At 46.1% G+C, this 15,876-nt stretch carries 18 protein-coding genes; 6 read left to right on the top strand and 12 right to left on the bottom strand.

Going from position 1 to position 15,876, the window contains the following annotated elements; all coding sequences use genetic code 11:
• Positions 1-57 precede the first annotated feature (57 nt).
• A complete protein-coding gene (locus P404_RS0107350) occupies positions 58-1,713 on the bottom strand; it encodes a PTS transporter subunit IIBC (protein WP_026830416.1) in 1,656 nt (551 codons plus the stop codon).
• 251 nt (positions 1,714-1,964) lie between these two features.
• On the opposite strand from P404_RS0107350, the gene P404_RS0107345 reads away from it, so the two are divergent.
• Positions 1,965-2,249, top strand: a complete 285-nt coding sequence (locus P404_RS0107345; protein ID WP_014971620.1) for a helix-turn-helix domain-containing protein — start codon at positions 1,965-1,967, stop codon at positions 2,247-2,249.
• 52 nt (positions 2,250-2,301) lie between these two features.
• On the opposite strand, the gene queF is transcribed toward P404_RS0107345, so the two are convergent.
• The 9 genes from queF to P404_RS0107300 form a co-directional block, all read right to left on the bottom strand.
• A complete protein-coding gene (gene queF, locus P404_RS0107340; RefSeq protein WP_014971619.1) occupies positions 2,302-2,790 on the bottom strand; it encodes a preQ(1) synthase in 489 nt (162 codons plus the stop codon).
• Between the two features lie 11 nt (positions 2,791-2,801).
• A complete protein-coding gene (gene queE / locus P404_RS0107335; RefSeq protein WP_026830415.1) occupies positions 2,802-3,518 on the bottom strand; it encodes a 7-carboxy-7-deazaguanine synthase QueE in 717 nt (238 codons plus the stop codon).
• Positions 3,515-3,970 (bottom strand): 6-carboxytetrahydropterin synthase QueD, encoded by a 456-nt coding sequence (gene queD, locus P404_RS0107330; protein ID WP_014971617.1) that lies wholly within the window; start codon positions 3,968-3,970, stop codon positions 3,515-3,517. The genes queE and queD overlap by 4 nt, the downstream gene beginning before the upstream one ends.
• A complete protein-coding gene (gene queC / locus P404_RS0107325; RefSeq protein WP_014971616.1) occupies positions 3,967-4,623 on the bottom strand; it encodes a 7-cyano-7-deazaguanine synthase QueC in 657 nt (218 codons plus the stop codon). Before queC ends, queD begins: the two co-directional genes overlap by 4 nt.
• 168 nt (positions 4,624-4,791) lie before the next feature.
• Positions 4,792-5,448 (bottom strand): bacillithiol biosynthesis deacetylase BshB2, encoded by a 657-nt coding sequence (gene bshB2 / locus P404_RS0107320; RefSeq protein WP_034774097.1) that lies wholly within the window; start codon positions 5,446-5,448, stop codon positions 4,792-4,794.
• Positions 5,448-5,813, bottom strand: coding sequence for a YojF family protein (locus P404_RS0107315; RefSeq protein WP_014971614.1), 366 nt, complete (start codon positions 5,811-5,813; stop codon positions 5,448-5,450). Before P404_RS0107315 ends, bshB2 begins: the two co-directional genes overlap by 1 nt.
• 62 nt (positions 5,814-5,875) lie before the next feature.
• Positions 5,876-6,691: a bifunctional hydroxymethylpyrimidine kinase/phosphomethylpyrimidine kinase gene (locus P404_RS0107310; protein ID WP_014971613.1), complete on the bottom strand. Its 816-nt coding sequence runs from the start codon at positions 6,689-6,691 to the stop codon at positions 5,876-5,878.
• A gap of 135 nt (positions 6,692-6,826) precedes the next feature.
• Positions 6,827-7,831: an inorganic phosphate transporter gene (locus P404_RS0107305; protein WP_014971612.1), complete on the bottom strand. Its 1,005-nt coding sequence runs from the start codon at positions 7,829-7,831 to the stop codon at positions 6,827-6,829.
• A 16-nt stretch (positions 7,832-7,847) separates the two neighbouring features.
• Complete coding sequence (locus tag P404_RS0107300) at positions 7,848-8,465, bottom strand: DUF47 domain-containing protein (protein ID WP_026830413.1); 618 nt, start codon at positions 8,463-8,465, stop codon at positions 7,848-7,850.
• Between the two features lie 335 nt (positions 8,466-8,800).
• Here P404_RS0107300 and cbpA point away from each other — a divergent pair, with 335 nt between their 5' ends.
• The 5 genes from cbpA (at position 8,801) to P404_RS17430 (ending at position 14,569) form a co-directional block, all read left to right on the top strand.
• Positions 8,801-9,439, top strand: a complete 639-nt coding sequence (cbpA, locus tag P404_RS0107295; protein WP_014971609.1) for a cyclic di-AMP binding protein CbpA — start codon at positions 8,801-8,803, stop codon at positions 9,437-9,439.
• Between the two features lie 61 nt (positions 9,440-9,500).
• Positions 9,501-10,268, top strand: a complete 768-nt coding sequence (locus P404_RS0107290) for a pyrroline-5-carboxylate reductase family protein (protein WP_026830412.1) — start codon at positions 9,501-9,503, stop codon at positions 10,266-10,268.
• Between the two features lie 204 nt (positions 10,269-10,472).
• A complete protein-coding gene (locus P404_RS0107285) occupies positions 10,473-11,039 on the top strand; it encodes a TetR/AcrR family transcriptional regulator (protein WP_026830411.1) in 567 nt (188 codons plus the stop codon).
• A 35-nt stretch (positions 11,040-11,074) separates the two neighbouring features.
• On the top strand, positions 11,075-14,221 hold the full coding sequence (locus P404_RS0107280; RefSeq protein ID WP_026830410.1) for an efflux RND transporter permease subunit: 3,147 nt from the start codon (positions 11,075-11,077) through the stop codon (positions 14,219-14,221).
• Positions 14,222-14,281: 60 nt separating this feature from the next.
• A complete protein-coding gene (locus P404_RS17430) occupies positions 14,282-14,569 on the top strand; it encodes a C40 family peptidase (RefSeq protein ID WP_236624349.1) in 288 nt (95 codons plus the stop codon).
• A 62-nt stretch (positions 14,570-14,631) separates the two neighbouring features.
• On the opposite strand, the gene P404_RS17425 is transcribed toward P404_RS17430, so the two are convergent.
• The gene (locus tag P404_RS17425; protein WP_051590470.1) at positions 14,632-15,603 is read right to left on the bottom strand and encodes a LacI family DNA-binding transcriptional regulator; all 972 of its coding nucleotides are present in this window, start codon (positions 15,601-15,603) and stop codon (positions 14,632-14,634) included.
• A gap of 12 nt (positions 15,604-15,615) precedes the next feature.
• Complete coding sequence (locus P404_RS0107265; protein WP_014971605.1) at positions 15,616-15,876, bottom strand: hypothetical protein; 261 nt, start codon at positions 15,874-15,876, stop codon at positions 15,616-15,618.

The raw sequence follows: 15,876 nt of genomic DNA, 5'->3' as shown, positions 1-15,876 counted from the left end.
GAAAGGTGAAACTCATGATGAGCTTCACCTTTTCTTATTTACCCTAATTGTTTTGGTTTATGCGCCGATTCGATCTTGGATATCAGATTTCAAGACATCCGCTTTTGGACCGTAAATGGCTTGCACGCCATTATTTTTCAGGATAAGACCCAGTGCACCATTTGATTTCCAATCGGACTCAGGTGCAACGAGGTTTGGATCTTTCACCGTGACACGCAAGCGTGTCATGCAGGCATCCACTTCCTCGATGTTTGCTTGACCACCCAGTAACCCGATGATGCGTGCTGCTTGTGATTGATCCGTCGTTGCAGCAGCTTCGTTCGAAGCTTGAGCACCGTCAGCCACAACTACGTCATCGAGGTAGTTTCCGTTACGCCCCGGTGTCGCATAGTTGAACTTTTTGATGACGAAACGGAACGTAAAGAAGTTCAAGAAGAAGAAGAAGATACAGACACCGATGAAGCGGATCAGGTCACCCATCAGACCGGCTTTCGCAATCAGCGGAATCCGTGTCAACAATTCGATTGCCCCGAATGCATGGATCCGAAGATGCATGACGTCAGCCAGCGCAAAGGCGACTCCCGTCAAGACAGCATAGACGACGTAAAGGACCGGTGCGATGAACATGAACATGAATTCGATCGGCTCTGTGACACCCGTCAAGAAGACAGCAAGACCAGCAGATAAGAAAACCGGTTTGTATGCTTTCTTTTTATCTTCGTCAACAGACATGTACATGGCAACCGCGACACCGATTAAAGAAGCAAGTGATGTGACGACTTGGCCTTCTTTGAAACGAGCTGGAACGACACTGTTGATTAAGTCATTGTAACCTTGTGTGTTGCCCGCTTGTTTTAAGTTGACGAGATCGGTGATCCAGGCAAGCCAGAGCGGGTCTTGACCAGCGACCGTCGAACCTTGTGCAGCACCAGTTAAAATTTTATACGTACCACCAAGTTCCGTGTAGTTCATTGGAACTGTCAACATATGGTGGAGACCAAACGGTAAGAGGAGACGCTCAAGCGTTCCGTAGACGAATGGTGCAAGGATGGGAGCTGTATCACGTGAAGTGGCGATCCAGCGTCCGAAGTCATTCAGTAACCCTTGAACGAACGGCCAGACGAGTGATAAGGCGAATGCTGCAACGACTGATCCACCGATGACGACAAACGGGACAAACCGTTTTCCGTTAAAGAAGGCGAGGGCATCCGGTAATTTACTGAAGTTATAGAACTTGTTAAACAGTACGGCTCCGAGGAAACCGGAAATGATCCCGACGAATACTCCCATATTCAGAGCGGGTGCACCAAGAACAGAAGTGAAATAATCTTTCACGATTAAGTCAGAACCAAGCAATGAAGTGACGGTTGCCTTTGGATCAGCAAGCATCGTTGAATTGACACCAAAGATCGCACCTGTGACACGGTTGACTAAGATGAAGGCGAGCAAAGCAGCAAAGGCTCCACCAGCCCGTTCTTTTGCCCACGATCCACCAATGGCGACCGCAAAGAGCACATGGAGGTTAGTGATGATGGCCCAACCTAAATCCTCAACGATTCTTGCAATCGTTTGCATCAATGCAAGATCACCGCCGTACATCCCGATCAGCTTCCCGATTGAAATCATGATTCCAGCAGCCGGCATGACTGCTATGACTACCATTAGTGCTTTTCCTAGCTTTTGCCAGAAATCAAATGAAATCTTATTTTTCATGTGTCTCACTCCTCTATGTAGCTATTATTTATCTAATTAGTGCAAACAATGTAAGCGATTAATGCAACCGCTTGCACTTAGAATTGTAAGCGATAACTTTTTAAAAAGCTAGTCCTTTTTTATGATTTATCTGAAATAATATTTCATATCATGAATAGTACGAAAGAGAGAGGTGTTGAAAAATAAAAATCGGGAATAAGTTAACAGGAACAAAAGCGGAGAAGGGTGTGCTTAGAAAAGGAGACGGAATCATGAGTGAAACGATAAGTCCGCTTGCGAATTATGGAGAACGGATTCGCACATTACGTGAGCGACAGGACATCGATCTCGAGCAGTTGGCTGAATTGACAGAGACGACACCGGAAATGATGGAACGGATTGAGCGGAGCATCGCCCATCCTTCATTCGCGATGATCGAACGGCTAGCAAAAACACTTAATGTCCCTTACGATCATTTACTGCGACATATTTGGCCCGCAAAGATGATCCGTCAGCAGGAAGAACGGACAAAAATCATTGATTTACCGTCTAGTTAACGAATCAAAAAATCCTCCTTTGCCATACCGGCAGAGGAGGATTTTTGAGGACTTAACGGTTGTCGATCGTTTCTGGATATAAGTCGTGATTGAAGAGGCGATGTTCTGCCATCTGCTCATATTTCGTATCAGGTTTTCCATAATTGTAATACGGATCAATTGAGATGCCGCCACGTGGTGTGAACTTACCCCATACTTCAAGATAACGGGGTTCCATCAGTTTGACGAGATCTTTTCCGATGACATTGATACAGTTTTCATGGAAGTCGCCATGATTACGGAAACTAAATAGATATAGTTTCAGTGATTTCGATTCGACCAATTTTTCGTCCGGGATATACGAGATGTAGATCGTCGCAAAATCCGGTTGGTTTGTAATCGGGCAAAGGCTAGTAAATTCAGGTGCATTGAATTTGACGAAATAATCGTTTTCCGGGTGACGGTTCGGGAACGCTTCAAGCACTTCCGGTTGGTATTCAAAAATGTACGGGACGGACTTTTGACCAAGTAAGGACAAATCGTTTAAATCTTCTGGACGCATAATTAATCTCCTTAGACGCCACGGTCGTTCGCGAAAACGAGGGCATGTAGTTGGGGTAAGACGCGGGCATGATTAAATCGTTCATCGTCTGCAACACGTTCCCATAAAGTTTTTAAGCCGGATAACATCCGTGGTGCAATCGTACCTTGTTCCGCCGGATCCGGATTACCGAGTGATAAATAAAGGGTCTTCAAAGCATAACGTTCGGAAATGGCAGCAGCAAAATCGAGATCGGACTCATCGAAGATCACGATTTTGACCGCACGCTGTTGCTCCGGTAAACGTTTAAAGAATACATCAAGACGATCATAATCAACCGTCATCCCACTCGAAGGGGGTTTTGGACTGATCGTGACGTCTTCGATATCGAGGACCCAGTTTTGCCAATACGAGCCTTGTGTTTCGACGGACATCGTGATGCCACGTGTCTTCAGGGCATCAACGAGTGTTCCGATTGACGCGTGCAGTAAGGGGTTACCGCCCGAAATCGTCACATGACCGTAAGAACCGAGAGCGTCGAGTCGTGTGAGGATCTCTTCTGCCGTCAGGAGATCAGGTTTTTCTGATCCGTCCCATGTAAAGGCAGAGTCACACCAAGCACAGGAATAATCGCAACCACCCGTTCGGACGAACATCGTTTTTTGACCAATCGATCGTCCTTCCCCCTGAAACGTCGGACCAAAGATTTCAAGGACTGGCATCTTTGGTGTTTTTTTTAGTTGAGTCATGACTCAAGCATCCATTCCCGGCGGACTTCGGCAAAAGCAGTGGGTGTTTCATACAACTTGACGAACTCGACACGCAGACCACGTTCGTCCGGGAGATGTTTTCCGAGTGTCTCGAAGATCCAAGCCGACATATTCTCAGCCGTCGTATTCATGTAAGGGAGAGACTCGTTCAAGTACCGGTGATCGAGTAACGGTTCAAGGTGTTCCTTAAAAATCTTTTTCAAGTCCCCAAAGTCGAGTGTCATCCCACGGTGATCCAAAAATCCGCTGATTCCAAGATCGACATGGTACGTGTGACCATGGAGGGCACGGCATTTTCCATCATAGTCATACAGATGGTGTGCTGCATCAAACGTCAATTTTTTGACGATCATGACACGTGATGTTGTATAGATAAGCGAGTCGCCCGTCGGACGCTCGACCGTTTCCGGTGCTTCATAGTTGAATTTCATGTATGTTGAACCTCCTCGATGTAGGCATCTAAGCCTTTTTTCCGTAATTCACAGGCTGGGCAATCGCCGCAACCATCCCCGATGATTCCGTTGTAACACGTCAATGTCCGCTCGCGGACAAAATCAAACGCGCCGAGTGAATCAGCTAATGCCCATGTTTCTTTTTTATCGAGCCACATGAGCGGAGTATGAATCACGAATGGATAATCCATCGCGAGGTTAAGTGTCACGTTTAGTGACTTGATGAAGGCATCACGGCAGTCCGGATAACCGGAGAAGTCGGTTTCACACACACCCGTAATGATATGGCGAATCCCACGTCCTTTTGCGAGGACAGCAGCGAAAGACAGGAATAGATGGTTCCGTCCATCTACAAACGTAGAGGGCAGTCCATCTTCGTTTGTCGTGATCGATTGTGAGTGGTCAGTCAAAGAATTACTCGTTAATTGACTGAGGAGCGAGAGGTCGAGCTCATGGTGTTTGACACCGAGTTCAGCTGCGATGGTGCGGGCGACATCAAGTTCTGCCGCATGACGTTGTCCATAGTTGAAGGTAACGACTTCGACTTCGGAATAATCCTTGATTGCCTGAAACAGACAAGTCGTCGAGTCTTGACCACCACTAAAGACGACAAGAGCACGTTCATTTTTCATAGTTTACACTTCCCATTCCTAGTTTTTGTGACGGAGGAGGTTACGAACTCCGGAGACATAGTCTCAACTATTCACACTAGCAGAAGCTGTCTGAAAAGTCGACTGACAATCAAGGGTTTTCTAAGACAAAAAACACCCTTGAACGAAAACCGTCCAAGGGTGGAGAAATCATAAAGGATAATGGTAATACCGTTCTTTGACAAGCAAGTCACGGATGTTGGAGTCTTCCGAGATGACTTTCATCAAACCACCTGTTTGTGAAGCGTGCGCGTGGAGAGCTTCGATTTTTTGATCGGTGTAAGCACTGACATCATGGATGAAAGAACCTTCGCCGAGCTCATCTTTTGTATTGTTGGCGAACGCAACCGCTAAAAATTCCGGACGGTCTGCCTCATCGATTGCCCGTAGTGCCCGAACGACAGCACGTGCTGTCGCTTCATGATCCGGATGGACAGCATATCCCGGATAAAAGGAAATCAAGCGAGTGGGACGAGTTTGCTCAATCAAACGACCGATGCGTTCCGCAAGCATCGCTTCATCTTCGAATTCGACCGTCTTGTCGCGTAATCCCCACATCTGCAAATCAGAAATCTTCATCTTTTCGGATGCAGCGATCAATTCACGTTTTCGGATCGTTGCCAGTTGTTCCCGATTGGTAAAGACGGGCCGTCCCATGTTGCGTCCCATTTCACCAAGTGTCAAACAGGCATATGTGACGGGGCCGCGGTTTTCAGCATGCTCGATAATCGTTCCAGCTGAGCTGAACGCTTCATCATCCGGATGAGGGAAGATGACGAGGAGATGATCCTGTTCATTATAAGCCATCATTCTACCTCCTCTGCGCCTTGCGCGAATGGTGTCGGGCTGAGTTCAAAGGCGATTGCGAGACGTCCTTCGATATCATGTCCCGCAATCAAGAGCTGATCACCTGCGAACTCATAATCGGTCAATCCTTCTCCGTACAGCCAACCGTGCGCGAGTTTCAACCCGATTCGGTACGGACCGTTTCCGGTGATCAATCCACGTTCATAGATGATTTCAGCATTACGGAAAAACATGCCGGCGCTGTGGAACGTCGGATCCTGGTGCGTCGCGTAAGCCCCGTTCGTCGTTTCGACGTGTACGTAAAGTGGTGTGTTGGCGTACTTGTCGATGTAGTCTTGAACAGCTGTTAAATCAAGTGCTTGCATAGTGTTTCCCCTTTCGTATACAGAAAGAAGTCCGCGAATGGTTGCGCGGACTTCTTGAGCGATTAAGACGTTACTGTACGATGAGCAGCGTGGTCAGTCGGACCGACATATTCATTCAAACGGAATGAATGACGAATCGCAGATGTGATAAACGATTTCGCTGTGCGGACCGCTTGTTCCACAGAAGCTCCTTTTGCGAGTTCAGCCGTAATCGCAGCAGAGTAGGTGCATCCTGCTCCGTGCGTGTACGGTGTCTCAATGCGCTCGTCCTCAATTAGGATAAACTCTTTTCCATCATAAAGCACGTCAACTGCTCGCGGATGATCAATCTTGCTGCCGCCTTTGACAAGTACATATTGTGCCCCTTTTTCATGAATCCGAGCAGCTGCTAGTTTCATCTCATCAATCGTCGAAGGAGTTTTCCCGAGACCGGATAATTGACCCGCTTCGAAGACATTCGGTGTCACGACTGTTGCGAGTGGTGTCAGGATGTCGCGTAGCGCGTTAGCCGTATCCGGGTTCAAGACTTCATCTTCCCCTTTACAGACCATGACCGGATCGATGACGATGTTTTGAACACCAGATGATTTGATTTTCTCGGCAACGACTTCAATGATTTCGACAGTCGGGAGCATACCCGTCTTCATCGCATCTACACCAATTCCTCCAAGGACCGTATGGATTTGTGTCCGGACGAGTTCGGCATCGATTGGGTAAACCGCATGGTGCCAAGCGTTGTCAGGATCTTGAGCAACGATGACGGTCAACGCATTCATTCCGTAGACTTCAAGTTCTTGGAACGTCTTTAAATCAGCTTGAATACCCGCGCCGCCACTCGTGTCAGAACCGGCAATCGTTAAGGCTTTACGTTTTGTCATGTGGAATTCCTCCTAAATAAAATCAGCATGTCTTCTTGCCATCAATCATAGCGAATTATGGACAAAGCGACAACTCCAGGAGCTTAATCGCTATGGAAAAATCCCCATCTAGTCGTGCTAGATGGGGAGTGGGTATTATTTAATGAAAAGGAAATCGAGGATGTAGTAAATGAGCGCCGCTACTGCCATTGAAATTGGAAGAGTGATGACCCATGTAATCAGCATCCGTTGTGCGGTACCCCATTTGACACCTTTTTTCCGGTGTGATGTACCAACACCAAGAATGGCGGAAGAAATGACGTGTGTCGTTGAGACGGGCAAGTGAATTGCTGTTGCACCAAAGATGATGGCAGCAGACGTTAAGTCGGCCGCAACCCCGTTGACAGGACGGATTTTCATGATCTGTCCACCGACGGTTTTAATGATACGCCATCCACCAACTGATGTCCCAAGACCCATCGCGATCGCACATGATAATTTAACCCAAAGTGCTACGTCGTGATCTGTTTGGTAACCGGATGAAATCAGAGCGAGCGTGATGATTCCCATTGCTTTTTGGGCATCGTTCGTTCCGTGTGTATAAGATTGAAGGGCTGCTGTCGCAATCTGCATATGACGGAAACGACGATTCGTCTTCGCCAGATTTCCCTTCTTAAAGACCACTTTAAAAATACCGTAAACGATAAAACCAAGCGTAAAGGCAAGAATTGGTGAAAGGATTAAAGCTTGAATAATTTTTAAAATTCCTTTTGCTTCGATACCACCAAAACCAACAGAAGCGATTGCAGCACCGGCGATTGAACCAATCAACGTATGCGAAGAACTGGACGGGATACCGAAGTACCAAGTCAAGAGATTCCAGGCGATGGCTGAGAGTAAAGCAGCGATGACGACATAACTACCGTGCTGAAGTGTTGACGGATCAACAATATCACTAGAAATTGTTTTGGCGACACCAGTAAACGTAATTGCACCTAAAAAGTTCATCGTCGCCGCAAGGATGATGGCGTGACGTGGTTTCAAAGCACGAGTCGACACCGAAGTCGCAATCGAGTTCGCTGTATCGTGGAAACCATTAATGAAATCGAAGCTAAGTGCGAGAATCACGATTATGGCGGTGATGATAAACAGACTATCCATCTCGTTAGCTCCTCACTTATGCGTTTTTCATGATGATCGTTTCAATGACGTTTGCTGCGTCTTGGCAGTAATCGGCAATTGACTCGAGCGACTCATAAATTTCTTTATATTGAATGATTTTAATGGGGTCGGTTTCAGTAGCAAACAAGGCTTTGATTGATTTACGACGTAAGTTATCACAAATCGTTTCTTGTTCTTTTACTTTAATGACATGTTCGCGCATCGGTTGAAGTTTACGTGCGACCAAAAGATCCATCGCTAACGCAAGTTCGTTGACAGCGAGATGAATTTCGTCAACAAATCGAATCATATGTTCATCTGCACGAACGATATTATAAATTTCGAAAATCGCTGAGCATTCTTCGAAGCCATCCAGAACGTCGTCGAGAGAGTTAGCAAGCGCTAATAGATCCTCACGGTCAATCGGTGTGATGAATGCATTGTTCAAGTCGATGATCAGTTGGTGCATCAAGTCATCACCAGCAGTTTCAAAGTCTTTTACTTTATGGGCGAATTCTTTGACATCTGCAATTCCATTAATTTTAAAGTCGACAAAAAATTGTGACGTTTGTTGCAGGTGTCCTGCAATCTCGGATAATTTCATTGCGAATGGATCTTGTTTTTTATTGAACATTTCTTCTGCCTCCATATTAAGAACGAGAATAGTGAAGTGACTTCACGAGTTCGATTGTATCAGACGCTATTGTAAAAGAATACAACTATACCCGGTCTTTACGAAATCTTAATAAATCTTAATATTAATCAGATTGATGATTTAACAAAAGATTCAAATTCGTGAAAATAATGTGGTTTTTCTTATTTTTACAGAGGGAAAACGTGTTTTCACTTGGGTTTGAGAAGGGAATAGAAGAAAAGCAGGAAAAAAGAACAGAAAAAGCGAATAATTAGTAAAGTAAAGAACAGGCAAGTCAGTTAGAATGATGTAGTGGAAAGAGGAGGACGTTTTGTATGCTCGTTCAAAGTTTATGTATTCCTAAGCACCAATGTGTCAAAGTTTCGGAGACGGCAACGCTTCGAGAAGCTTTACAGACTTTAGAAGAGACCGGATACCGGTGTGTCCCTGTCCTTGACCAAACGGGTCAACAGTTTAAAGGGAACATCTATAAAATGCACATTTATCGTCACGGGATGAATGGTGGAAGTCTGGACGACAATGTCATGACATTAATCAAAAACACCTCTAAGTTCATCTATACGGGCAGCAACTTCTTTGAGGTATTCTTCTCGATCAAAGAACTTCCGTACATCGCGGTCTTAAATGATGACGGACAATTTTTCGGGATCTTACCGCACGGGAAAATGCTTGGGATGCTCGAAGAAGCATGGAACCGTGATTCAGGTAGCTACGTGTTAACGGTCGCGCTGAGTGAACAAAAAGGTGCACTCGAGAAAATCGCGAAAATCGTTAATAAGTATTCGACAGTCGCGAGTTTAATGACACTCGATGCGAAAAGTAGTGTCATGCGCCGTGTTTTGATCACGTTACCAACAGACTGTGATGAGAAAACGAAAAAGAAGATCGTCAAGAAGTTAAATGAAAAAGGACTCCGTGTCGTAGCTGTTGAAGACTTGGCAGTTCGTGTATAATCAGTAATACATTCAAAAGGGCCAGTGTCGACTGGTCCTTTTTTTGTTGGGAGGAAGAGAAATGAAAATTTTAATGGTCGGTGCAGGTTCGATGAGTGAATCGTTAGTCAAGGGATGGATTGATTCCGGAATTTCTCCACAATCCATCACGATGACCAATCGGGCAGATCGGTCGCGTCTTGTCACGTTAGCTGATCAATATGGAGTTCAGACGACGACGGATGAACAGATTGAACAGTATGATGTCGTCGTGTTAGCGATGCAACCAGAGGGTGTCCTTGGTTACGTCAGTCAGAAAACATGGACAAATCAATTGGTGATATCGGTTGCAGCCCACATTACACCGCTAGAAATCGAGACGGTTACAAACTGTGGAGCCGTTTCTGCCATGCCCAATACGCCCGTTGCGTTTCGAACAGGTATGACTGGACTTTGGTTTGGTGAACAGTTATCCGAATCCCACCGACAACAGACGATCGAGTTGTTTGAGCGGGTCGGCGAAACCGTCGAAACCAATCACACGACCATGCCATATTTGATGGCAGCAGCAGGATGCAGCCCGGCTTTTTTCTATGAAATCGTTGGAGCGATGACACCAGTCCTGACGGGAGCCGGTTTTGATGAACAGGCGGCACGTCGGATCATTGCCCAAGCGATGAAAGGATCGGCAGAACTGCTTCTGCACGAAGACCGACCAACGGCGGCATTAATTGAAGATGTAGCGGCTCCGGGAGGTCCGACCGATCGCGGGGTGCACGTTTTACGTGAGCATCACATATCGCAGGCGATGTATGCGGCATTGATGGAAAGTGCACGTGAGGAAAGCTGAGCAAACATATTTCAAACGTCCACATGAACAAAGAATCATGTGGGCTTTTTGTTGTCTAGACCTCGGTTACGGTCAAACCAATGGGGTTCAAGAAGTGCTGTTTCACGTGAAACATCGATTTAACCTTGCATTATCAGTGAAGAATTCGTATATTTAAAAAAGAAACCGTCCAGACGGTACAGTAAAATAGAAAGGAGAAAGATGATGGTCAGTGCAAAAGCGTTAGAAACAAGACGTCGGATCACGGATGCGACGGTTCAAATCATGTTGACCCGGGGTTTTCCACAACTGACGCTCGAAGAAGTGGCGAAACAGGCGAATGTATCAAAAGGTGGACTGTTGTATCATTTCGCTTCGAAAGAGGAACTGTTGATGGGTGTGATTGAAGAACAAGAAGCACGCCAGTTTCAGCAGTACCAAACGTACCGCGAACAAGGTCTCGGTCAAATGGAAGCATTCGTCATGTTACAAGCGCAACACGAGGAAGAATTTTGTTTAGACATTGATACCGTCTTGTTTTTATTGTCTCTTCTAAAGGAAAACGCAGCATTCGTAGAAGAACGAAAAAAACAAGTCCATCAATTTTTCAATCAGTTGATTGAAAACATGGATCCGGTCGAAGCGATGATGATTCGTTTTACGTTAGATGGCTTAAAGATGTCGGAACACTTTCAGTTCGGACAACCAGCACCAGACCTTCGACACGCCTTGATTGAACGTTTACTTCGACAAGCGCGTACGATTGATCAGGCAGCAAAAAAACAGAATTAAATTGAAAAAGAAGAGAGAGAAGGCGAATCCTTACCATGAAGCGTATCATTCAATTTTCAGTCAATAACAAGTTTGCACTTTGGTTGCTGACGATTATCATCACAGTTGCCGGAATTTATGCCGGAACGACGATGAAACTCGAGACGTTACCAGACATCACGACACCAACTGTCTCGGTGACGACGATTTATCCAGGTGCGACACCAGAACAAGTCTTGGATGAAGTCAGTCGTGAACTCGAAAGTAAAGTCGAGAATCTAAGTGGTGTCGACACAGTTCGTTCGTCATCTTTCCAAAATGCATCGAATCTTCAAATCGACTACAGTTTCAGTACCGATATGGATGAGGCGGAACAAAAAGTCAAAGAAGCTTTAGCGAACGTCGAGTTACCGGAAGGGGCGCAAGAACCACAAGTGTCTCGCATCTCCTTTGATGCGTTTCCTGTCATCGGATTTGCTGTGTCAGACGAAAAACGTTCCCTGTCTGAGTTAACGAAATTGGTTGAAAATGAACTGCAACCGAAGCTCGAAGGAATTGACGGCGCACAGACGGTGCAAATCGCCGGGCAAGAGATCCGTCGCATCGAGATTCAGTTCGATGACGAAAAATTACAGCAGTATGGATTGACGGAAGATAACGTCAAGCAACTGATTCAAGCCAACGATTCACGATTGGCATTAGGACTATATGAGTTAGGGGATACAGAACAAGCGGTTGTCCTAGACGGAAAAGCGACGACGGTCAACGAATTGAAAAACCTTCGTCTGCCGTATACACCGCAACAATCGCCTACATCAGGTCAGGTACCTCCTGGAGCGACAGAAACACCAACACAAGCACCAAACGCGGCAACGACGAATCCTGCCGCTTCAACACCAAGTACGCCGACACAAGTGCCGACTGTCAAATTGTCACAGCTCGCGACAATCGAGGATAAAGGAATCGAAGAATCGATTTCCCGTTCGAATGGAGAACGTTCGATTGGTGTCCAGGTGACGAAAGCGCAGGACGCAAATACGGTCGAAGTCGTGAGCGCGGTAAAAGAAACGATCCAAACATTTGAAAAAGAAAATGATTCGGTCCAAGCATCCGTGACCTTGGACCAAGGAAAACCGATTGAAGAATCAGTTTCGACGATGATTAGCAAAGCGTTGATTGGTGCCTTATTTGCGGTCATCATCATCTTATTGTTCTTGCGTAACATCAAATCAACGGTGATTGCTGTCATCTCCATTCCGTTGTCACTCTTGATGGCCATTCTTGTCCTGAAACAGTTGGACATCTCACTCAACATCATGACGTTAGGTGCGATGACTGTTGCGATTGGTCGTGTCGTCGATGACTCGATCGTCGTCATTGAAAACATCTATCGCCGATTGACCGATCCGTCTGAGCCGTTAAAAGGCAAGGCACTGATCATCGACGCGACACGTGAAGTGTTCATTCCTGTTGCCTCGTCGACAATCGTCACGATTGCCGTGTTCTTACCACTGGGCTTCGTCACAGGATTTGTCGGTGAACTGTTCCTTCCGTTTGCCTTAACGGTCGTCTTCGCGCTGTTTGCGTCCTTAATCGTTGCTGTGACGGTAGTTCCGATGTTTGCCGATTCATTATTCAAACGCGGTAAAGCACCGAAACCAGAAAAAGAGGATGGAGGCAAATTAGCGAATTGGTATCGAGGTGTTCTCAACTGGTCGTTAAACCATAAGATTGTCGTGTTTGGTCTCGCAGTCTTATTGCTGATGGGTAGTTTTGCGCTCGTTCCTGCAATCGGAGTCAACTTCTTGAATCAAGAGAGTGAAAAAACGTTTTATGTCACCTATAATCCGAAGCCAGGCCAAACGTTAGAAGATTCATTACAAGCAGCTGATCAAGCGGAAGCTTACTTCGATCAACAAAGCAATGTCGATAATCTTCAGTTCACGGTTGGTGGGGAAAACCCGTTAAATCCGGGAAATACAAAACAAGCCGTTTTCATCGCCCAGTATGATCCGGATACAGCAGATTTTGCGGATGTGAAACAACAAGCGATTAAACAATTGAACAAAGAGATTCCGACTGGAGAATGGAAAGAGCAAGACTTTAGTGGCGGCGCCGCTTCGTCCGGTGTCTCGTATTCGATCTATGCCAACTCGATTGAAGATTTACAAACGATGACACCGAAGTTCGTCAAAGCAATTGAAGGCGAATCCAAATATGTTCGGAAAGTCACGACCGATTTAAAAGAGTCATATACCCAGTACACGTTTGAAGTCGATCAACAAAAAGCGGCGGAATTCGGGGTCTCGACTGCTCAGTTGGCTCAAGGAATCGCTAACGTGCAAGGAGAAGAAAAACCACTTTCTACTATAAAAGTAGACGGGAAAGAGTTAGACGTCATCGTTCCAAACGAACAAACGACGTATGATTCAATCAATGATTTACAAAAAACCGATGTCACGACGCCACTTGGTGTCCGAAAACTGTCGGATTTCGTCTCGGTCAAAAAAGGAACGACACCTGACTCGCTCAGTGAGCGGGACGGCAAACTCGTCGCGACCGTCACAGCCGAACTAAAAACCGATAAAGCAACAGAAGCGTCAGAAGCCATCGATCAAACGGTCAAAAAAATCGATCTTCCAACAGGCGTGTCGTATGAAGCAGGTGGGGTGACGGAGCAGATCCAGAAATCCTTCACACAACTCGGACTTGCGATGGCAGCAGCAGTTGCAATCGTCTATCTGGTCTTAGTCGTGACATTTGGTGGAGCATTGACACCGCTCGTCATCTTGTTCTCGCTTCCGTTTGCGATCATCGGTGGATTACTTGCCCTCTTGATCACAGGCGAAACGATTTCCGTTTCTTCCTTGATCGGTGCATTGATGCTGATCGGTATCGTCGTAACGAATGCGATCGTGCTGATTGACCGCGTCATTCATAAAGAAAAGGAAGGTCTTGCTACACGTGAAGCATTACTTGACGCGGCAGGGACACGACTTCGTCCGATCTTAATGACAGCTCTTGCGACGATTGGCGCCTTATCACCTCTGGCACTCGGACTTGAAGGAGGAGCGTTGATTTCGAAAGGACTAGGTGTGACCGTCATTGGTGGATTAACGAGTTCAACGTTATTGACACTGTTGATCGTACCGATCGTTTACGAATTCTTCGCACGTTTTCGGAAAAAGAAGTCAATTGATTAAGTAGAATGAAAAGAAGGACAACGAAACAGGAATCATAAAATGGCTTCAGATTGCCGTTTTATGACCTGTTTTTTTATTTTTCAGAAAAATATTACTTGGTATGTCTACAATGCATTAGGAAAGTCCTTACCACGAACAGCTTCTGCACAATACGGGGTAACGAAACGGACAGCACCGACCGCTGGGGATCTTGTATTTTTCACACACGGCAGTGGGATTCAGCATGTCGGAATCGCTGTTGACGGATCAACGATGATCAATGCCAACTCGTATTATGGACAAGTCGTCAAGGAATCTTTCCGGAGCGGGTATGGGGGTTCATGTTACGTCGCTGCCGGATCGTTGTAAAAACTGTACGCTCAAAAACCCGCTCTTGACGCATTTGCGAGACAAGAAGCGGGTTTCGTTTGTTATTTCACACAAAGTATAGAGGCGGTCGTCCCATTTTTGAGTGTAGTCGGGATTTCCGTTTGAGGATGTTGCTGCCAACTATCACTGATGGCGATCGAAAAGGCATGCCGCCCGATTGTCTCGTAAGGAACAGCGACCGTCGTCAGATTCAGGACGACAGCCAGGTCACTGCCATCAAATCCGATTACGGCTAAATCCTCCGGTATCCGGTATCCTTGTTCACGAAGTTCTAAAATGATGCCGGCAGCGACATGATCACTTGCCGTCAAAATGGCTGTTGGACGCTGAGACTGATTCAGCCAGGCTCTTGCTACGTGTGCACCGTCCTCGATCGTCAATGCCTGTTCATAAATCCACTCCGGTCGTGCGTCGTCGCTCACGGTATCTTGATAGGCTTGTTTTCGGGCCAAACTATTCGTACTGTCCGGTCGTCCGAGACAGATACCGATTTCTGTATGGTGAAGAGACTGTAATGCCTTCAATCCTTTTTGGAATGCCGTATAGTGGTTGATGTAGACGGAAGAAGCGTGGGGATGGTATTCACAAAAAACAATCGGACCATATTGTTCGTACTGGAGAATCTCGTCCACGGACAGACTGTGTGAGACGATAATCAATCCGTCAACCTCACGTTGGGCCAGCGCCTTTAGAACGGTATGTTCATGTGACTCGACATAGTTCGTCTGCCAGGTCAAAAACCGATATCCTTCTTCAAAGGCACATCGCGCAATCCCTTGCAAGATGGCGGCATGATAAGGATGATCGACGAAAGGCAACATGACCCCGATCGTATGGGTTTGACCGGTCGACAGATGGACGGCCGTTTGATTTCGGATATAACCGAGTTTCTGAATGGCAGCCTGCACGGCCTGGCGTTTGTCATCCGCGACATACGGATGATCATTTAAGACACGCGAGACCGTCGTCACTGAAACATGTGCTTCACGTGCCAAGTCACGAATGTTCGTCATGAAAAGTTCCCCCTAAAGATCGTTGGATAATTGTTGGTGGATTTGAATCCAATTTTGTTTTGTGATGGTTTCTTCAAGTCGCGTGGACCGTTCGATTTGTTCTGCAATTTTTTGAAGAAGCATGACTTGTTCTGTTGGCAACAAATCTGGATATTGATCAATTAACGTATGTTTGCAGAGATAATAACCGGTCGGTGTATAAAGTTGTTCAATTGCTAACTCAAAGGCCACATTGTTTTTCACAAGACGCTGTAAGGATTTTTGAAATGACAT

Origin of the sequence: Exiguobacterium antarcticum DSM 14480 (assembly GCF_000685865.1) — a bacterium.
GTDB classification, from domain to species: domain Bacteria; phylum Bacillota; class Bacilli; order Exiguobacteriales; family Exiguobacteriaceae; genus Exiguobacterium_A; species Exiguobacterium_A antarcticum.
The sequence above is the reverse complement of the archived record's forward strand: the minus strand, read 5'-3'. Positions and strand labels throughout refer to the sequence as shown.